The organism is Kriegella aquimaris, assembly GCF_900103215.1.
GTDB lineage: Bacteria > Bacteroidota > Bacteroidia > Flavobacteriales > Flavobacteriaceae > Kriegella > Kriegella aquimaris.
On record NZ_FNGV01000001.1, the window covers coordinates 656,343 to 677,513 of the forward strand.

A 21,171-nucleotide genomic window follows, 5' to 3' on the forward strand; every position below is an offset into this window, starting at 1 on the left:
TGACACTTCACCCCCACCTAGCTAGGGTTTGACAAGAACTGCGATGTAACCGATAATTCCACTTACCAGAAATAGTTTTAAGGTTGCAAATTTTACGTATTTTTAAATGGCACAAATTGAGCTAACCTGATTTGCCCCCTTCCTTATGGCATACGATTAAACTAGGAATTCTTTAGAATAAATCAAACTCCCAAACATGAACCAAAATCAGGACAAATGCGCGGCAAGATGATCCAAACATGAATAAAAAACAGGATTATAAAAAGAATTCCTATTAGCAAGGCGTGTTTAATATAAATTTCCTCTCCATCAGGTTTAATTTTTGGCCACAATAATCCAAAACTTCCTATTACAAATAAAAAGAAAGGTAGCCCCGAGAAGAAAAGAAGAAACTGAAGAGTAAATTCATCTTTGAGAGGCCCGTAAATTGAAATCCCAATTATTAGCGACAGAACAATTAAAATCCAATAAATTTTGTTGTGTGTACTTTTTTTAATTTTATCCATAACGTCAAATTTTATAAGAATTTAAAAGTACACGCTTGAATAGTTAATACAAATGATAAATATCATTCTGATGCTATTATTGTTTTAGTCTTGATTATACACCCTAGCCAACATAAAAAAATGGACAGGTCAAATGTGGAATTAAAATGAAATTTGAGCTCTGTAAAGACCTTTCTTAAAGGGTAATTATTCGGAACATAAATGCCTTTCCGCTAGAAAGTGCCATCGTCAAACTTATCACCGGAAGAATTTACACCTAAGATCATCTATCTTGCTCATTGCTTAGCTGCTGTTCATCCTACAATCATTCTTATATAGAATAGGCTTTCAAATCACTAACTTTACAGTACTTTTAAAAGGTATAATATGAGCTAACCTGATTTTTACCCTCCCTAATGCAGGGTATACGGCTATATTTTACAGCTATATAAATAAGTAGCCATTTATTTCGGAACGTACCGTGAAACAAAATTTAAGTACTATGAAATATATACTTCTTCTAACAAGCGTTATGCTATTTAGTTCGGTGGCATCTCCGCTATTTGCACAACAGGATAGCTTTATCAAGGACTATTTGGAACGATTGGAAAGTTCCCGTAAGTACTCAATTCTTGTCGCAGAAACAATGCCAGAAGACAAATATGATTTTAGGGCATCACCAGAGTCAATGACCTTTGCCGAAAATTTAATGCATATAGGATATGCCATGGATTGGCATAGTCAGTCATTGCTAGGTGGACGAGAATCAAGGGATTGGAAAACTGACACAATTTTTAAGGTTGCCAACAAATCTAAAGAAGAAATGACTGTAACAATTAATAAGACATTTGATGAAACCATAAAATTAATTAAGCAATTCGATACAACACAATTCGATGACGAGCTAGACTATTTCGGATTGAATCGGACAAAGCGACAAATTTTCTTATTACTTGCCGACCACATAACTCATCATAGAGGACAAATGCTTGTATATATGAGACTAAACGGACTTGTTCCACCTAGATACGTTTTGTTTCAATGATTCAAACAAACTGAATCGAACATAAGACAGTAAACGTAATTTAGCGAAATGATTTGACCTCTGAAAAAACTATAAAATGGTACCAACGTTATTAAAAATCGGCTAACACAGAGATTCAAAGATGGTCATCTTTTATTTTTAAAGACCGCCAAATTTTATCCCGATTATTCGGAAGGTATTTAAAATAAAATCAATAAGTTTTGCCATCCACGTACAAATTAACTCCAATACTCATTCGAATATGAATTTAGCAGTTGCCCAATTTCAGCCAAAGGACGGAGACAAAGCCTACAATTTATCAATTATTCGAAAGCTAGCTGATAAAGCAAAATCCAACGGAGCGGACTTGATCAGTTTTCACGAAATGTCGATTACTGCCTACACCTTTACCAAAGATTTAAGCCTAGAAGCGCTAACAGTGTTGGCAGAAGAGGTGCCCAACGGACAAAGTACGCAAGAATTGATTGCGATTTCCAAAGCATTAAATCTTCCGATTTTGGCAGGTCTTGTGGAAAAATCGGATGGAAAAATATACAATACGTACATCTGTGTTACCGGAGACGGTGTGGTCGCAAAGTATCGAAAAATACATCCTTTTATTAGCACCTATATGTCCGCTGGCGACCAATATTGCGTATTTGACCTGCTCGGTTGGAAATGCGGAATTCTAATTTGCTACGATAATAACGTAATCGAAAACGTTCGGGCCACAAGCCTTTTGGGAGCCGAATTGATTTTCGCACCCCACGTTACCGGCTGTACACCATCGGCAATGCCACATCGCGGTTATGTAGCTGACAACTATTGGCAGAATCGCGAAAATGATCCTGTTTCCTTACGTATGGAATTTGACGGACCAAAGGGAAGGCGCTGGTTAATGCGCTGGCTACCGGCAAGGGCATACGATAATGGTGTGTATTATGCATTTACAAACCCTATCGGTTATGATGGTGAACATTTGAAAAATGGGAATTCGATGATCATCGATCCTTATGGCGAAGTACTATCGGAGATAAAATCATTTGAGAACGACATTACAATTTCAAAGATAACAAAAGAGAAAATTCAGCTCTCAGGAGGTTTCAGGTACAAAAATGCACGAAGACCCGAACTCTATAAAGACATTATTGGCGCAGACCATAAATCGGATACTACCCCCGTATGGATGAAGCAAGATGAGAACAAGCATTAAGAAAATGCCCATGTATGATCTGCTATCTTGAATATACCCTCAAAATTTCCCTATAATAGCCCTACCTACAAAAAACCGGATTTTAGATAAAATTTTTTAATGTAGTTTTAAACCGTTCGGTTATAAGGGAAGCTTACACCGATACGTTTCATATACAAGACCTTTAGGTGCAAATTAAAACAACTATGAGTAAGCGAAAAATGATTAAAAGATTGAAGAGTTATTACCCAATGGAAAGATTTCATGCTTTTGTGACTTTCCCCGCAATTTTAGTTTATCTCATTCTTGAAAATTCATTTACGGATATATTTTTTCTGTTATACGGAGTTTTAATCTGTATCATAATATTAATTCAAGGGCAGCATTATTGGAAATTGAAGTTATACAGATTGATGAACAAGCCCTTCAATCAAGAGAAAAATTTAAATATTTTCAAGAATTCCAAAAAGATCAACTTGATATTAATTGGTCTTATCCCAATAATATTTGGATTCCAATTTTATCTAAATGAGTGGCAATTTATTCCAGAAAACTTAATTTTGTGGGGAGTCTTAGCCAATCTTTTCGCTGTTCTTGAACATATAAATTATTATAATCGCCAGCTAATGATCGACAATTCATCTGACTTAGAATATTTGAAGCGGAATAAAAGATTGAAAGTGGCAAGTTTAGCCAAAGATTTAAAAGAAAATGAATTATAACACCTGCTCCTGACATTGAATAAATATTCTTAAAACGACCGTTTATATCAACTTTAGCCATTTATGAAAGATTTAATCAATTATAAAATGAATACTAAATTACCCCTTTTTATTTTAATTGTCCTAGCTATATTTTCCTGCAAGAATAAAATAGAAAACAAGGCCACTGATTCTACTGTAAATGAAGATGAACACGAAATAGTTCATCAAAAAGAGCATAAGCACTGGACGTACGAAGGCGAGACGGGGCCAGAACATTGGATAGAAATTGAAAAAGAATCTGACTGCGACGGAAAACGGCAATCACCTATCAACATTATCGATGTAAATGCGATAGACGAAGCTTCGTTAAAACCGATAGATATTCACTATTCGGCCAATGTTAAAATTCATGAAATAACCAATAATGGTCACTCAATTCAGTATAATTTTGAAAAAGGTGATTTTATTATCTTGAATGACAATGAATACAGATTAAAACAAATTCACTTTCATGAACCGTCGGAACATACTATAAATGGAATTCGATATCCATTGGAGATGCATTTAGTTCATGTTAGTAAGGATAATAAAATCGTAGTTTTGGCAATCATGGCGCAAGAAGGGGAAAGTAGCGAACCCTTTACTTTTTTAGAAAAATTCCTTCCTATTAACACCGGAACGACAAAATTGATCGATACTGATTTTGATCTTAATCAAAATTTACCTAAAGATATGGGGTATTACACTTATAGTGGTTCATTGACGACACCTCCTTGCACCCAGAATGTAACATGGTTTGTCTTTAAAACACCCATTACCATTTCACTGGACCAAGTAAAACAATTACAAAAATTAATGCCACTAAACAATTATAGAGATGAACAACCCATTAATGGAAGAACTATAAAACAATATACCAGTCGTTAACATTAAGAAACGTAGGCCAAAGAATTTTATCGAACTTTGCTAATACAAGCCTTATGAGAGGTTTTTGCTTATTTAGGCAGTCCCACAATTTTTTTTCCCAAAACTTAAGGAGGCTTTTAAAATTGATATGATAAAAAAGGTAATCGCGAAACGTCGTTATGGCTCTGCGTTGATTCGATCAGTTAGCGTCAATTTACAGGCTACGTTTCATGCACAAGACCTTTGGTAATAATAAAAAATAAATGAAAACAAACCTATTAGCATTACAACTATTAATAACATTTTCTTCTTGTAAAACAGAGAAAAAAGCGGAAAGTGAGACTGAAATTATTGTTATTGGAACTCAACATAAACCTGTACCTAATTTCAATTCAGACATACTTTTTGATATATTAGAAGAGGTAAAACCAGACCTGATATTACTCGAGTTGGATTCCATTAAATTCACCCCTGATTTCAAATTGAAAGAAGTAAAAGAAAATGAACTTTTAGCTTCTGAAAAATATCGCTTGAAATACCCAACGACTAAATTAAGACCCTTTGAATTTGAAGGTAGAAATCAATATAGAATTGACAAAGGAATGCGACCCACTGATGGATTAACACTAAAATTAATTGATAGTTTATATAAAGCTGATTTATTAACAGCATCAGAAGCTGAAATTTTCAAAGCCTACCAAGATGCGCTAGAACCTTTAAAAGTACTCGCTTCAAATAGTCCTAAAGGTTGGAATAATTCTAAAGGGGATAGCTTATGTGAGCATCGTCAATTTTACCAATATCAAATGATTCCAAAAATCACGAATGCACGAGAAGAATTTGCCAACAGGTTCGTAACAAAACCAAATGGTGAAAAAATAAGTTTTAGGAATGGTTACCAACTTTGGGCGAATTTCTGGGATTTAAGAAACCGAACAATGGCCAAAAACATAATGACGATTTCGGAAAAAAATAAGGGTAAGAGAATAGTTGTATTGTGTGGGTTTATGCATAGATACTATATTTTAAGCGAATTGAAAAGACGTATCAAAGACAAAAATATTGTTCTAAAAGAGTATTACGAAAATTAAAAATCGGCACAAGTCGACTTACCAACCCCCTAGCGTCGAGGCTCGCTAATTTTCAGCTTGGCACGCTCTTATAATGTTAAGTGATTAACATTACAACTACGCATAGCCCTGACCATTTTGGTGTACTTATCAAACCAAGGAAATTGTAAATAAAGATGAAAATTACCGAACATTTAAAAAGGCAAACGGAAGATGCCTACGAATGGACAAACAGGCTGATCGAAAGTATTCCAACGGAAAAATGGGACGAAATTCCCGAGAATATAGAAACCAATGTAACGTGGCAAATTGGTCATTTGATAATGTCGTTTTACTATCATTCGATTATGGTAATAAAAGGGCATCAAATAGACGTGATAAAGAAAATACCGCTCCAGGAATATAACAAGTTATTTACAAATGCAAAGCCCATAAATTCTGTTGGAAAAACCAATCCGACTGATTTAGTTTCACAATTAAAAATAGTTCAGAAAAAGTCTTTGGAGATTATCGAATCGTTATCGGTATACGATTTGGAGAACCCATTGGAACCAACAGAAATGCCTCATCCGACTGCTAAAAACAAATACGAGGCATTAGATTGGAACATCAAACATGCCATGTGGCATTGCGGACAATTAGGAATTTTAAAGAGAATTGTTGATGAAAGATATGATTTCGGACTAAAAACGAACGAATAAAAAGGGCCGTGCGACAATGGCCTGGCCTACTTTCGAACCCTGAAGCGTCGGGGCTCGCGCATATTTAGCCTAGTGTGTACCTACAACGTTAAGTGCTGGCCCAAGCAACTACACATTGCCAAGACCGTTGTGTCGCCTATTGATCCGTCATGAAATACGTACACAAGAAACAATAATGAGACTAAGGGAAATTACAACGCTACTACTTTTATTATGTACTTCAAGTTTAGTATTGGGGCAAAATAATCGTGATATGCTTTCAAGCAAAACAGTCCTCTATAAGATTACAGCCACAAATTCAACAAAAACATCCTATTTATTTGGGACGCATCACGCTTTTGGAAAATTGTTTTTTGATTCTTTAACAGCAGCCAATCAAGCTTTATCCGGTTCGGAAATTGTTATAAAAGAGAATTTAAATATTCCGGGGCATACCGCCGAAGATATAATTAACAACCGAAAAAAAGTAGTGAAATGGCGCACGTATTTGAACCGAAATGATTTGACGTTTATAAAAAACTTGTTTGCCAAAAGCCCAACAGATTATAGCAAAATGAGACCATCAGAAATGTACGCTTTTTTAAATAGGCGTTTCAAACAGCAAGTCTGTTTAAACAAAGGTTCGAATGACACTTCTCTTTCTTTAGATGATTATATCGGTTCGATGGCGAATGAAAAGCATATAGCACTGTACGGACTAGAAACGACCGAAGAACAAATAGCACTGATCAACAAAGACGTTGACGGAATGCCCAAAAGAACCCACAAAAGGAGGCTCTCCAATATTATAGCTAAAATTAGAACTGAAAACAGAAACGACTGTGGGGAAACCGACTGGTATGCCCAAATGGAAATTGACTACCAACTATATAGCCCCTGTAGCAACGCACTTGTCTTAACTGACAGAAATAATACCTGGATCAAAAAAATTAGGAAGTTGCTAGATACAAAGAATTGTTTTATTGCCGTCGGATTAAGTCATTTAATGTACGACTGTGGCCTGATCAACCAGTTACAAAGGCTCGGTTATACCCTTACACCAATAAACTTAAGATAAAGAAACTACCACCACCTACGGCAACCGTTGCACAAGCTGTTCATTCAGAAAAAAAAGCTACAACTACCTCTCTTTAACAGGCTTTTTGAGTGTCAAGTCAGCAATGGAAAACCAAGATGGGTACCTTGGAAAAATGCCCATATATACAACCCGCTGGGGTACGCCCTAAAAATCGCCCTCCGATTGCCGCGCCTACAAATCTTAGGTTTTTAGATTACCGATTTTAATGTATTTTTAAACAGTAGAATATTAGACTTCCCCTATTTTAACCCCGCATCAAAATAGCTAAAGCTATATTTCATAGCTATATAACGCGTTAGGCATAAAGAAGAAAAATGAAGTACACACATTTAATTTTAGTCTTTTTAATTTTTATTTGCGGATGTAAGACTTCCGAAAGAATCGTAGAAAAAAAGGAGGTCGAACAAAAATTAATAAATTTTCTGTTCCAAGATTATATTGGAGAAAAACCAAGTGCAAGTTTTATCGTCATAAAAGACGGCAAAATAAAGGATTGTCAAAGTTTTGGATATGCTGATTTAGAAAACAAAATACTTGCCAATTGTGAAACAAACTATCGCCTCGCGTCGGTAACCAAACAGTTTACCGCAATGGGAATTTTAATTTTAATAAATCAGGGAAAACTAAATTACAGTACGAAACTAACAGAGGTAATTCCTGAATTTCCAGAATATGGGAAAGACATTACGATAAAAAATTTAATGTCGCACAGGTCAGGTTTACAACCTTATAACAAGCTTTATCCTGCAGATGCGGAAAAACAGCTTGTCGATAAAGATGTGCTTAACCTCCTTATAAAACAGGACAGCCTTTTGTTTCCGGCAAATTCCAAATTCCAATACAGTAATTCGGGCTATGCTGTTTTGGCAATGATCATAGAACGAGTTTCGGGTAAATCTTTTAAAGAATTTATGGATAAGGAGATTTTTGAAAAAACAGGTATGGCCAATAGCACCGTTTACTTAAAAGACTTACCGATTAAAAATCGTGCATATGGTTACAAATTCAATGACACGATATATGAAAATAAAGACCAAAATACACGGTCGGCCATTCAAGGCGATGGTGGAATTTACTCGTCTGTTAGTGATTATGTGCATTGGGACAGCAGTTTATATGATGAAACACTTGTAAAAACAGATTTGAGAAACGATGCTTTTTCAAATTGGGATGAAAATGGAAAAACCGATACAACAGGCTATGGTTTTGGGTGGCAAATCGATATAAAAAATGATAAAAAGTATTTAAGACATGGTGGTAGTACAACAGGTTTCTTAAATTTTTCGCTACGGATTCCTGCAGAGAAAATTTCAGTAGTGATTTATACGAATACCACAGATTATGGAGGACTAGGACGCAAAGCATATTTTTTAGCAAGCTATTTTTCCGATGGTAAAATTCCAATCCCAGCTGATGTATTACTTGAAAAAGACATTGAGGAAAATGGAATAGAAAATATTACGAACAAATTTAACCACCTAAAGTCTAACACTACAAAATATGATATTGTAGAAAAAGATTTAGTCTCTTTAGGTTTTAGATATATGAAAAAAGAACCTGAGAAAACACTGAAAATATTTGAATTGATTAAAACAGGGTTTCCAAATTATTTTGGAGGGTATTTCGGATTAGCGCAATACTATAGAACAAATGGAGATAATGAAAAGGCTATTGAATATTTTAAAAAAGTTCCTGAATTAGCAACGAGTGACGATCAACGTCAAATAGATTATTCAATAAAAATGATTGAACAATTGAGCGAATAAGACTGTGCTAAATAACCGTAACCGTTGCACAAGCCGCTAATTCTGAGAAAACAGATACATATACCCCTCTTTAAGAGGCTTTTTTGGTATTAGGCATCGATTGGTAAGCCCATCTCAGGTGCCTTGACAAATTGCCGATATGCACAGGTGGCTTAGGGCATTGCATCTAATTAGCTCCATCCGATAACCCTTTCTAAAAAAACTGGTTTTTAGATTACCAATTTTAATGTATTTTTAAGGGTATAATACAAGGCTTCCCCAATTTTATTCCTGCATCAAAATAGCTAAAGCTATATTTTATAGCTATAACAAGTCACATAACAATTGACAAAAAATTGAAAGAAATAGTATCAACAGAATGGCTGAATCAAAATTTAGATAAGCCTAACTTAATTATCCTAGATGCTAGTATTCAAACTAGTGCTAATGGAAAAGAATTTGAAAAATTTGACAGAACTATTCCCAATGCAAGACGGTTTGACCTACAGAAGGTTTTCTTAGATAAGAATAGTACTTTTCCAAATACTATACCTGACCCAAAGGAATTTGAACTTGAATCTAAAAAACTTGGAATTAATGAAGATTCGGAAATCATTGTTTTCGACAATAATGGAATTTACTCAAGTCCAAGAGTTTGGTGGCTATTCAACGTTATGGGGCACCAGAAAATATCTGTTTTGGACGGTGGTCTTCCCAACTGGATCGAAAATGGATTCAGAACCGTAAAAAAGCACACTGAATCTTTTGAAATTGGAGATTTTAAAGTAAAGTTTGACAAAACATTAGTAGTTGATTTCGAACAGATTGTCAACAATTCACGCGAAAAAAAATTTACCATAATAGACGCTAGGTCTAAAAGTAGATTTAATGGCATTGGAAAAGAACCTAGAAAGCATTTAAAAAGCGGTAAAATTAAATATTCAATTAATATACCCTATCAAGAGGTGTTACATAATGGAAAATTTAAATCAAAAAGCGAACTGAATGCACTTTTCGATGATAAATGTAGCGCTGAAAAAGAGTTGGTTTTCAGCTGTGGTTCGGGAATGACAGCTTGTATTGTAATGTTGGCTTGTCAAATTGGATATGTAAATAGTTCAAAGGTATATGATGGTTCTTGGACCGAATGGGCCGAACGGAATAATTTAAAAAACGTGGTGTAGCACAATGTAAAAGAAATTAGCAATGGCCCAAATTTTTATTTCATACAGAAGAGAGGATAGTCCTGAAGCTGCTGGCAGAATCTATGATAGACTAAAGTCTCATTTTGGGGAAAAGCAAGTTTTCTTCGATATAGATTCAATACCCCCTGGAATAGATTTTAGGGATTATATAAGTGAATCTGTCTCAAAATGCGATGTTTTGATAGTCATAATTGGAGAAAGATGGTTTGCTAGGGATGATAATGGGGTTTCACGTCTCGAAGACCCATCCGATTTTGTCCGTATAGAGATTGAAGCAGCACTGAAGAGAGGTATTCCGGTAATTCCGGTTCCGGTAGGCAAGGCTAAAGAACCAGCGGAGGCAGAACTCCCAACGAATATTAAAGATTTACATTACCGCAATTCATCGGAGGTTCGTTCCGGTACGTCTTTTGAAGGCCATATTCAACGATTGATAGATGGAATTGAAAATGCTACCAACGAGGTTTTAACGCCCCATAAACTTGAGGATGTCGAGGAGCGGGAAGAAAAATATAGCGAAAAGAGGAAGTCCGGTAAATGGAAAGTCTTATTAGGTATTGTACTGGCGATCTCAGTTGCAGTTTTTGCAGTTTGGAGTTTCTACCAAAACGATAGCAAGCCTGATAAGTCTGCAGCAGCTAGGGCAACCGAAGCAACTAAAGTGGTTGAAGATACACGTAACAATGAAGAATTGCCACTAAAGGAGCTTTACATTCGCACGTCGAAAGATTCTCCAAGGGTCGCGGTCGGTGAAAAAGCAACCTTATATGTAACTGTGAAGGACAAAGAGGGTATGGTAATAGAAGATGCCACCGTCTTGATTTCATCGGGCGGAGGAAAGTTTTTAGAGTCCGACAACACAACTTATGACCCTGCTACCAGATTACACGGCCCCTATTCGGTTTCCGGTAAAACTAAACAAAACGGTGTTTTTACCTCTTGGTGGGTTTGTAAACCCTGTGCGAAAGCCTATGTAATGACTGTAACGGTTTCAAAAGAAGGCTATAAAAATAAGAAAAGCGAACTGACAGTGAATATAAAATAATGCTGAAATTATCTTGGGGCAAGTATTCCTTAAATTTTGACAGCTAATATGGAAAATCGGAAACTAAAGCTTAAAGATAATAAAAAGGCCTACACAGGTCTAAGTGATACGGGGTTTTGGTACTTAACCCAAAGTATAGCACTTCTAACCAAGTCTGCCAAATCTTTTGATGTGACTTTAACTTTGTAAACTATGTGTCTTAACGAACATTAAAATGAACAGAAGTAAAATTGACATAAAGTTCAATGATTTAAAAGATGAACTGGGTTCATATATTTTTCGACTTGTTACAAACCGAGAATTAACGGAAGATATTATTCACGATACTTATGTTAAAGTAGTTGGAAAAATAGATACGTTTCAAGGAAATTCAACTTTTAAAACTTGGGTTTTCAGTATAGCAACCAATATTTCAAAAAACATATTAATAAAACAAAATAGATGGGAAGTTAACGCTCAAGATTATGGGGCAATGTTGCACGTAAAATCCAAAGAGCATTGGGATGCTTTTCAGCAAGTATTCGATTCAACACCCGAACAAGAATATGAGGTAAAAGAGCATTTGGAATATTGTTTTAATTGCCTAAATAAAACTTTAGAGATTGAACAACAAGTTTGTCTTTTACTTAAAGAGGTATATAACTTTAAGGTTCGTGAAATTATACAAATCACAGAACTATCTGAAGGGAAAGTGAAACACGCAATTGCCAACGCTCGAAAAAACCTAGTAACTATTTTTGACAAGAGATGTGCTTTTGTAAATAAAAATGGAGTTTGTCACCAATGTACCGAATTAACCGGTATTCTAAATCCAAAACAAGACGCTCAAATAAAAGCCAATAAATTAAAATTGGTTAAGAAACAGAAAACTGAAAATCAAGAACGACTTCTTGATATTCGATTAGAAGTGATTCGTTCAATTGACCCATTAAATTCAAAAAATACATTAGTTACTTCATACTTTTTAGAAAATTCCGAAAAATGGGTAAAAGAAGGGAAACAAAAAAAAGTTTTAGAGAATCCGTCCGAAACAGAAGTCTGATTTGTCTAACTAATAAACAAAGACAAATATTATGACAAAATTAAAAGCACCCTTACAATTAGACCAAAAAATCATTATCAATGCAAGTGTAGAAGAAGTTTGGGAAGTCTTTAATGACCAATCATTACTTACCAAATGGACTCAAGATGTTCAAAATTCCAAATTTGATGAAAAAATGGCTTCGCCTGGTCAATTAAGAAGAAATGAATGTATCGTGAATGGCAAAAAAGGAACAATTGAAACTCGCTGTGTCGATATGAAGGGAAAAGACAGAGCGGAATTCATTGTTGAAAGAGATTCTTTTGGAATGACAAAAATGCTTGTAGATATGTCATTTGCTTCTGAGCTTCGCAAAGTCTCAGATGAAAAGACAGAATTCTCAATGTTATCACATTATACGCCTAAAAACTTACTTTTAAAACTAATGAATCCCTTCATACAAAAGAAAATGGGAAAAGAAGTTGAGATTATGTTAAATGGACTTAAAAACTATATAGAAAAGGGAGAAACGAATAAACTAAACCCAATGAACAACTAATATTTTTCTAACAATGTTCAAATAAACAGGCTAAACTGTAATAAATTCAAGCCATTGGGCTCGTGTCAATATATAGATTTTCACTAATTAGTTGAGTCTTCAACTTTGAAAAATAATGATCAATAACCAGAACTTAATTTAATGCAGAACCTGTCCTAAAGATTGGGGGATGCTCAATACAATAATGTTGAAATTATCTTGGGTCCAGTATTCCTGAAATTTTGACCGTGAATATGAAAAATTAGAAACCATAACTTAAAGATAACGAAAGACTACTTGCTTATGAAAAGATCAACCATATTATTCATGCTCACTGTTTTAATGCTTTTAACAGCGTGTAAATTTGAAGGTAAAATTGTTCAAAACCCTGATAGCGTTGAATTCACCGGGTCTGAATTATTTGGCCGTTGGATTCTAACCAGCAACATTGAAGATTCAGAAAACTCAAAAAAATTAATAATCCGCAAAATTGATTTAAAAGATGATTTCTCAGCTGAAATTGAAATACTGGATGGTATAGGTTATAAAACTGTTCCCGGTAATTGGAAAATTAAAGAGAAACAAAAGATTGGCGCTAAAAGTTTTAATATTTCACTAAAATCAGACGTAGTTTTAACCTTTGACCTTGATGCTACGCATAGAGAAATAGTTTCACTATCAGTTAAAGAAGTCAATAATAAAAAGATGTTGACTTCTCAAAAAGACAGCTTCGAGAAAGAATAAAACAGCTTCGCATCCTCCTCTTTAAGAAGCTTCTTTGGTATCAAGTCAGTCTAGAAGTTCTTTTCGATGCCTTAACGAATCGCCTTGATATACAACGAGCTGGGGGCATTGCAACTAATTAGCTCTCTTCGATAACCCCTCCTGCAAAAAACTGGATTTTAGATTAAAATTTTTAATTTATTTTTAACAAGTTCGGTTATAAGGGAAGCTTACATAATATGTTTTGGGTAATTTGAAAACAACATCGTGCAGAAAATAAAATGAAGAAAAACAAATCAAAACAAATAGTTAGAATTGCATTGTTTATTGGAACATTAATCTCCTTGTATTTTGTTCCATGGCCTATTGTAAAAGCTTGGATTTTGCCACTACCAAACACCGTTCAGGAGCAAGTTGACAAAGCAGCGGACTACGGATTTGATGGTATTATTGTTTATGTAAATAAAAAAGAAAATCAATCCGAATACTATACTTCGGGTTACAAGAACAGGGAAGACAAAATTCCAACCGACCCAAATTCATTGTTTAAAATAGCAAGTGTAAGTAAACTTTACACCGCCGTTGCCATAGCAAAATTAGTTAATAACGGACAGTTATCTTTAGACCATACGCTTTCCGACTACTTCCCTGAACTAGAAAAACGAATAGAAAACGCCCATAAAATTACGGTTAGAATGATGGTTCAGCATAGAAGCGGAATCCCGAATTATACGGACACTAAAAATTATTGGGTTCATCCAAAACAAAACGACGAAGAACGGCTTGATTTGATACTAGACTTACCAGCCAACTTTAAACCCGATACAGATTACGAATATAGCAACACCAATTACTTATTACTCACAAACCTTATAGAGAAAATATCAGGTAAAACGAAATTTCAATATATCAAAGAACATATTTTAGAACCCCTAAATCTTCAAAACACCTATGGTTCTATTAAAGATGTTGATTTAAACGATGTAATGAGTGGGTATTATGTGGGTTACCCAAATGATTTAAAGACAGTTGACAATGGGGTTATGTTGGCAACGGCGGAAGATTTAGGTAAGTTTCTTCGAGCTTTAAACGATGGCGCTGTCTTTAGCGATAAAAAAGAACAAGAAATATATTCCTCGATATATACATATGAGCATACAGGCTTGATACCTGGCTACCAAACTATTGCCAAATACCATAAAGATATAGATGCTGTCGTCATACAATTTACAAACACGGTAAACTTTGATGGCTATAATTGGAATATGTCAGAAATAATGTATAATCGAATAGTTAAAATAGTAAAAAAGCAAAACTAGCCTCAACACCGGCGACCAATGCAACAAATTCCCCCCTACCGATAGCTCCACCTACAAAAAACTGGATTTTAGATTAAAATTTTTAGTATATTTTTAAAGGGTAGAATACAAGACTTCCCCCTCGGTATATCCTTTTATGAAAGCCGAAGCTATATATTGTAGCTATATAACGAGTTGTGCAACATTTCCCAAAAACCGAAAACAAATGAAAAAAACATTTGTAATGTTCTTAATGGCTACAATTATTTTTAGCTGTAAGGTGAGACCTAAAATCGACGAAAACTATGTAATTACTAAATTTCAAGAGAATGCCGATAAAATAAATTTATTGGAATATCGAATGCAAAGAATTGACACGTTTGCACAAGGCGGAACCGTATGGAACCACACTGGAGTTGCGCTGATCGAAAAAGATAAAAACGACAAAGTATTCGGCTTTTCTTTTTACGGTAAAAGAGACGACATACCAAAAGAATATATTTATGATGCCGGAAAAGGATTTGAAATCTCGAAAACGGATAAAACTTACAAAATAGAACCCGGAAATTTTGGATTTATCGGAAGTCCTGGCGGACAAATGGTTCATCAGAATATTTTTAAACTTAATACAAACTACAAGAAGGTCTCTCTTTCTGAGACTGAAAATTCCTATTTGCTTGCTTTCGAATTTGAAAACGATACCGTTTACAATTTTACTGACCAAATGCTGGTTTATGAGTTAAATAAAACGGATTTTTTTCCTATTCAGATTAAACAAACATCAAAGCAACTCGGAAATAAGTCAGTCTCTATCGCAATACTTAGCGATGTAAAAACCAATAAAAATGTTACACATTCAATACAGGATTTTAAACAAGATATTCAGAATTATACCATCATAGAGCCTGAAAAAAGAGAGCCAAATAAATTGCTTTCGAAAAAGCTACCATTATTGGAATTGCCAGATTTATTTGATGAAGATAAAATCGTTAAGGTTAATACGAGCGATAAATTAACTTTGATCGACTTCTGGGAAGTTTGGTGCGGACCATGTATTGCGTCATTCCCTAAAGTGGAAAGTCTAAAAAATAAGTTCTCATCTGAACTAAACGTAATAGGTATAGTATCTGAAGACCAAGAAAATGCCATCAAATTAGTGAAAAAGAAAGGTACTACCTTTCAAAATTTGGTTGGAAACAATGAACTGGAAAAAGAATTTGCCGTGAATAGCTGGCCAAGGTACTTTCTAGTGGATAAAAATGGAATTGTAGAAAAAGAGTATTTTGGATTTTCTGAACAAATCGAAAAAGACATTGTCGAATTTGTCTCAAAATAAAAACTTTTCACAACGCTGGCGACCAATGCAACCCTTTGCTACAGCAAAAAAGCTATATACCGCTCTAATAATTAAACTTCAAGAAAAAACAGCATCACCCGTAAAAGTAAACCCGAACTGACTATGATAAAACAGCACATCGTTACCCTATTTTCTACTTTGCTTTTTACACAGGCGGGAATGGCCCAAGCTACGGGCACCTTTACAGACTTGCGCGATGGGCAAACCTATAAAACAATCAGCTTTACAAACGCTCAGACGGGCACCACGGTTACCTGGATGGCCCAAAACCTGAACCATAAGGTGCAAAACAGTTACGCTTATGATGACGATGAGAACAATCGAGAAGCGTTGGGCTTGCTTTACACTTGGGAAGCGGCGAAAAAAGCCTGCCCCAGCGGTTGGCATTTGGCAACCGATAGCGAATGGGCTCAGCTGGTGAATCAATTTGGTGGCACCGACAAGGCCGGTGAAGCCCTAAAAAGCGTGAAGGGCTGGAAAGAAGACGGCAACGGTACGAACAGCAGCGGGTTTAACGCGCTTCCAGGAGGTAACCGCATGGCAGGTGGTAGTTATCGCGTGCTGGGTTATTTCGGTTTCTGGTGGTCGGCCACACCCACTGGTGAAGCGGGCAAAGCCTGGTTTTGGGACATCAGTTATGGTGGGCCTGACATGTCAATTAAATCGAAGGTGTGGCGTTTCGATGCCGATATGCTTGCCGGACTCTCGGTTCGATGCGTAAAGGATTGATCAATGTGACCATTTGCGTTATTTCAGGTACTCCCAAAAGTTGATGAAAATGTGATGGAAAGCTAATTTTTGATGCCTTGTCAAATTACCATTATATACAACCACATGTGGGAATATTCCTCTAATGAAAATAGGTTTTTAGCTTACACATTTTAATGCATTTTTAAACGGTATAACACAAGACTTCCCCAATCTTTATCCCTGAAACAAAGACGAATAAATCTATATTTAGCGTCGATACAACAAGTTAGCCACAAACAAATAAGGACACTGAACAAATGAACGAAATCAGAAATTTTATTGAAAACATCACTCCAATGAACGATGCTGATTGGCAACTTTTTTCTTCAAAATTGCAAGAAGTAAACCTCAAAAAAAATACGCCTTTATTAAAAATTGGAGAAATCGAAAAACATTTATCATTTATAACCAAAGGAATCGTCAGACTTTATATTCCAAAAGATGAATTCGATTTAACCTTTGGTTTTGTCTTTAAAAACGAATTTATTACCGCTTATGATTCACTTTTAACACAAAGTCCGTCCGATTACCAAATTGAAACGTTGACGGAAACCACTTTATGGACAATTTCTTATAAAGACTTACAGGAAGTCTATGAGACAACAAACAGTGGAAATATTATTGGACGAAAAATGGCTGAAAATATGTTTCTTATAAAATCGAAAAGAGAACTTTCCTTATTGAGCAAAACAGCGGAAGAACGTTATCTGGACTTATTCTCTGACAGACCAAAATTGTTACAGCAAATTCCCTTAAAATATATTGCATCATATATTGGCGTAACTCCGCAAGCATTGAGCAGAATAAGAAAACGCATTACTTAACTTGGGTTCATTGTTTTTACTTTGGTGCTTTCTCACCTTTGCATATCACCAATTCCGTAAAATATGAAACCGCTAATTGTACTTTTATTAAGTTTTACTATCACTCTTTTTGTAATTAAAATCATCAAAAATGAATATGATTTCTTCCTATCTGCAAGAATTGCAATGTCAATAATGCTTGTATTTACAGGAATTGGACATTTTGCATTTACAAAAGGAATGTCGATGATGATCCCTAATTTTATACCTTTCAAAGAAAGCTTTGTTTATCTAACAGGGGTATTTGAAATATTCATGGCAATGGGGCTACTAATTCCTAGATTTAAATACATAGCTGCGTGGATGCTAATTATTTTTCTGTTGCTAATGCTACCTGCTAATATTTATGCTTCAATAAACCATGTAAATTATCAAAAAGGAACATTTGACGGACAGGGTCTTTCATATTTGTGGTTTAGAATTCCTTTACAAATCTTTTTTATAATTTGGGTTTATATGTGTTCCATCCGAATGTAATCAGAAGGAAAAGTCAATGGCTAATAACGTGTATCCATTTCGAATAAATTGCTTGAGAGAAACGTCGTATACCGACACGATGCACACTATATGAGTTATTAATATATGAATGAAACAGACAAGCTTCTCGCAATAAAATTAATCCATACCATAATCTGGGCTTTTTTTGTCTTTGTAATATGCTACGTTCTGTATTCAGGAATTACTAATCAAGTTAATACGTTCACTTGGGTCGGAATCGGATTGATAATTGGAGAAGGACTCATTTTATTAGTCTTTAAAATGTTTTGTCCTCTGACATTACTTGCCCGTAAATACTCAGATTCTAAAAAGGAAAATTTTGATATTTTCCTTCCTAATTGGTTGGCAAAATACAACAAGTTTATTTTTACTTCCATTTTCATAGTGGGTCTACTATTAGTTGTGATACGTTTTATCCAAAACCAGTAATTTTGATAAAATACGACATACAACAACGGTACCCGTTGCAGAAACCGTTACTTCAGAAAAATAGCTTTATTTGCCCCTCTTTAAGAGGTTTTTTTGGTGTCAGGCCTGAGATGGAAAGCTAATTTCAGATGCCTTGCTAAACAGCCCAAATATACAACTAGTGGGGGCATTGCAACTAATTAGCGCCTACTGAAAACCCCACCTACAAAATATCGGTTTTTAGATTACAAATTTTAATGTATTTTTAAACGGTATAAAAGTGACTTCCCCAATTTTATCTTTCCATCAAATACGGATAAAACTATGTTTTGCATCTATTTTAGGATTTGGCACTCAAGCCACCAAGAATGAAATATCATGCTAAAATGACAAGGAAGAATGAGGCAAAGTTTTTAGGCAACGCCAACTTACAAAGCATAATTTTTGCAGCCGGTTCCTGCATTCGGCCCTTCAATATTATGCAAATGCTTTTTTTGCAATTACATCATGTTTTACAATATTTCTTAGGATGTATCGAATTAAAAGATTGATAAAATGGATTTTAGATTCGTTTACTATAAAAACAAAAAGACAAACTCACCTGTAAGAGAAATTAATAAGAGACTAGAATATTTCCATAATTTTTGGAGCTTTTTATTTCAAAAGAATTCGGGAACATTATTGATAACATTTGAAAAATATGAATCTCACAAATCATTAGTTAATAAACTTAGAAATCAATTAGAACATAATCCAATACGAGGTACATATAACATTACTAGATTACTCAATCATAGTTATTTCGATGATTCGAACATACTTCTTAAAAAAGATGATGATTTACTTCTATTAGTTAAGCAACTTAAAGATGAGTTCTTTACAAATTATACTAAACAAAGTTATAATGTTCGTAATCCCCAAAGACTTAGAAATGATATCAACAGCTTATATAAGCTACTTAGCAAGCGAAAGTATCAAAAGGATATTATTATTCTTTTAAAAAAACAGCTATGTGTAAATAAACCAATAACGAAGGAGTTTAAATTAAATATTCGTTTTCTAATAAACTTAATAATAGTTGAACTTCTTTATAAAGGATATTCATTACCTTTTATAAAAAGATTACCCGATATTATTTTATTTCCAAAAGAAAAAAAAGGAAGTTTTCCCTTTAATAAAAATAGGTCCGATTTTGATTCTGAGAATGAATATATTAGATATAAAGATGAAACAGTGAATAGCATAACATTATTGCAACAACTATCATGTATTGACAATCTATTTAAGGCGAAAAAACTAAAGGGTTTTTATGTGTTTAGAATTGAAAATTTGAATTTTGATGAAGATGAAGTAAGGATATTTAACGTGTCCTTTTATAATCCTCAAAGAATATCAAAAGTAAAATTCTATGATAATGCTAAATTGGAAAATGAATTCAGGGATTTAGAACTATGTTTTACAAACAATAATAGCAATGAAAACAGTTTAACCAAATCAAATTGCAATGCAATTGTCGATATGGAGTATATGCCTTTGTATTGGGGCAATACTGATAGTTCACTTATTAAATTTATAAAACTTGTAGAAAAGGCCTTAGAAATACTAAAAAATTTAAAATACAAATTCGTAACTGAGCCAAGTATATTTGAAAGAATTAATTATTCAACATATCTTCTTTTGGATAATAACTTTAACTATACTCAAGCTCCCGATTTTAATAGATTCTCACAACAACCCTTTAGAATCAAAAGAGATAAACAAAAAATTTTCAACCAAATTTTAGCTTATATAAATCGTCCTGTAGTTAAGATAAAATTTCAAGAACAATTAGCATCAATAAATGCTTACCACGCGAAAGTAGATAATCATTCTCTTGACTTTAACTTTAATGATTACTGGACTGTTTTAGCAGAATCACTATTTCCAAATAATATAAGCGGTTTCATTGATTGCTCAATAAAGTGTTTTCATTATAAAATCAACAAGAGCTTGCTGGTTGATGCAAAAACATTTCTTGGTACTTCGTTAGAAAATAAATTCTCTCCTGAAGGTTTAACCTCCTATTGTCTCAAAACAAGGGAACTACAATTATTAGATTTATGGACTGGTTCAAAAAACGGATATGATGCAAAGCGGTTTGAGACCAAGTATAATCAGGTATTATCAAAAATAGATAATGAATTCATCCATGACATCATTTCTGATATTGATTTATATAAGAATCATCAATCCTTATACTTTGAACAACTTAATGACTGGATTAAAGACATAATCTACCAATCCTATGCAGAACGCAATTTAGAATCTCATAATAATGTAATAACAGACATAAGCTACTATAAATTGAGAGAGTCGTTTGTCTACATTGGCAAAGTTATATACCAAGTATTAATATATAAATGCCTAAAAGATTCTACTGATGTGTTAGATGTACTTAAAAGTATTTAATACAATGATTGTTCCTGTTTATAGCCTTTACACTCTGTATCACATTTGGCATGGCTTAAAGACTTGTAAACAAACCCAAAATGCCGAAAGAGCCTAAAAGTCCGTCCCGTGC

General features: G+C 34.3%; 20 protein-coding genes. 19 read left to right on the plus strand and 1 reads right to left on the minus strand.

The annotated features are described in order from the left end of the window. Positions 1-182: 182 nt before the first annotated feature. A complete protein-coding gene (locus BLS33_RS02875) occupies positions 183-506 on the minus strand; it encodes a hypothetical protein (RefSeq protein ID WP_089885080.1) in 324 nt (107 codons plus the stop codon). 481 nt (positions 507-987) lie between these two features. Between BLS33_RS02875 and BLS33_RS02880 the strand changes: the two genes are divergently transcribed. The 19 genes from BLS33_RS02880 to BLS33_RS02980 all read left to right on the plus strand — a co-directional run bounded on the left by BLS33_RS02880 (position 988) and on the right by BLS33_RS02980 (position 21,059). Then, positions 988-1,530 (plus strand): DinB family protein, encoded by a 543-nt coding sequence (locus BLS33_RS02880; protein ID WP_089885082.1) that lies wholly within the window; start codon positions 988-990, stop codon positions 1,528-1,530. Between the two features lie 241 nt (positions 1,531-1,771). Beyond that, on the plus strand, positions 1,772-2,722 hold the full coding sequence (locus BLS33_RS02885; protein WP_089885084.1) for a nitrilase family protein: 951 nt from the start codon (positions 1,772-1,774) through the stop codon (positions 2,720-2,722). A gap of 185 nt (positions 2,723-2,907) precedes the next feature. After that, the gene (locus BLS33_RS02890; protein ID WP_089885086.1) at positions 2,908-3,423 is read left to right on the plus strand and encodes a hypothetical protein; all 516 of its coding nucleotides are present in this window, start codon (positions 2,908-2,910) and stop codon (positions 3,421-3,423) included. Between the two features lie 87 nt (positions 3,424-3,510). After that, entirely contained in the window at positions 3,511-4,332 is an 822-nt protein-coding gene (locus tag BLS33_RS02895) for a carbonic anhydrase (RefSeq protein WP_089886192.1), read from the plus strand. 242 nt (positions 4,333-4,574) lie between these two features. Beyond that, positions 4,575-5,402 carry a hypothetical protein gene (locus BLS33_RS02900; RefSeq protein WP_089885088.1) on the plus strand — a complete coding sequence of 276 codons (828 nt, stop codon included), beginning with the start codon at positions 4,575-4,577 and terminating at the stop codon, positions 5,400-5,402. A gap of 155 nt (positions 5,403-5,557) precedes the next feature. Next, a complete protein-coding gene (locus BLS33_RS02905) occupies positions 5,558-6,082 on the plus strand; it encodes a DinB family protein (RefSeq protein ID WP_089885089.1) in 525 nt (174 codons plus the stop codon). A 253-nt stretch (positions 6,083-6,335) separates the two neighbouring features. Beyond that, positions 6,336-7,139 carry a TraB/GumN family protein gene (locus tag BLS33_RS02910; protein ID WP_245731255.1) on the plus strand — a complete coding sequence of 268 codons (804 nt, stop codon included), beginning with the start codon at positions 6,336-6,338 and terminating at the stop codon, positions 7,137-7,139. Between the two features lie 335 nt (positions 7,140-7,474). Next, positions 7,475-8,926: a serine hydrolase domain-containing protein gene (locus BLS33_RS02915; RefSeq protein WP_089885094.1), complete on the plus strand. Its 1,452-nt coding sequence runs from the start codon at positions 7,475-7,477 to the stop codon at positions 8,924-8,926. A gap of 335 nt (positions 8,927-9,261) precedes the next feature. Next, positions 9,262-10,089, plus strand: coding sequence for a sulfurtransferase (locus BLS33_RS02920; protein ID WP_089885097.1), 828 nt, complete (start codon positions 9,262-9,264; stop codon positions 10,087-10,089). Positions 10,090-10,111: 22 nt separating this feature from the next. Continuing rightward, positions 10,112-11,155 (plus strand): TIR domain-containing protein, encoded by a 1,044-nt coding sequence (locus BLS33_RS02925; RefSeq protein WP_089885100.1) that lies wholly within the window; start codon positions 10,112-10,114, stop codon positions 11,153-11,155. A gap of 214 nt (positions 11,156-11,369) precedes the next feature. Continuing rightward, complete coding sequence (locus BLS33_RS02930) at positions 11,370-12,197, plus strand: RNA polymerase sigma factor (protein WP_089885102.1); 828 nt, start codon at positions 11,370-11,372, stop codon at positions 12,195-12,197. 31 nt (positions 12,198-12,228) lie between these two features. Beyond that, positions 12,229-12,735 carry an SRPBCC family protein gene (locus BLS33_RS02935; RefSeq protein ID WP_089885104.1) on the plus strand — a complete coding sequence of 169 codons (507 nt, stop codon included), beginning with the start codon at positions 12,229-12,231 and terminating at the stop codon, positions 12,733-12,735. Positions 12,736-13,017: 282 nt separating this feature from the next. Continuing rightward, positions 13,018-13,458 carry a hypothetical protein gene (locus BLS33_RS02940; RefSeq protein ID WP_143017561.1) on the plus strand — a complete coding sequence of 147 codons (441 nt, stop codon included), beginning with the start codon at positions 13,018-13,020 and terminating at the stop codon, positions 13,456-13,458. 260 nt (positions 13,459-13,718) lie between these two features. Beyond that, complete coding sequence (locus tag BLS33_RS02945; RefSeq protein ID WP_089885108.1) at positions 13,719-14,756, plus strand: serine hydrolase domain-containing protein; 1,038 nt, start codon at positions 13,719-13,721, stop codon at positions 14,754-14,756. A gap of 205 nt (positions 14,757-14,961) precedes the next feature. After that, on the plus strand, positions 14,962-16,071 hold the full coding sequence (locus BLS33_RS02950) for a TlpA family protein disulfide reductase (RefSeq protein ID WP_176801308.1): 1,110 nt from the start codon (positions 14,962-14,964) through the stop codon (positions 16,069-16,071). 123 nt (positions 16,072-16,194) lie between these two features. Next, complete coding sequence (locus BLS33_RS02955) at positions 16,195-16,821, plus strand: FISUMP domain-containing protein (protein ID WP_089885112.1); 627 nt, start codon at positions 16,195-16,197, stop codon at positions 16,819-16,821. Between the two features lie 278 nt (positions 16,822-17,099). Beyond that, the gene (locus BLS33_RS02960; RefSeq protein WP_089885114.1) at positions 17,100-17,666 is read left to right on the plus strand and encodes a Crp/Fnr family transcriptional regulator; all 567 of its coding nucleotides are present in this window, start codon (positions 17,100-17,102) and stop codon (positions 17,664-17,666) included. 63 nt (positions 17,667-17,729) lie between these two features. Next, on the plus strand, positions 17,730-18,182 hold the full coding sequence (locus tag BLS33_RS02965; RefSeq protein ID WP_089885116.1) for a DoxX family protein: 453 nt from the start codon (positions 17,730-17,732) through the stop codon (positions 18,180-18,182). A 984-nt stretch (positions 18,183-19,166) separates the two neighbouring features. Further along, positions 19,167-21,059 (plus strand): hypothetical protein, encoded by a 1,893-nt coding sequence (locus tag BLS33_RS02980; protein WP_089885122.1) that lies wholly within the window; start codon positions 19,167-19,169, stop codon positions 21,057-21,059. Positions 21,060-21,171: the final 112 nt, after the last annotated feature.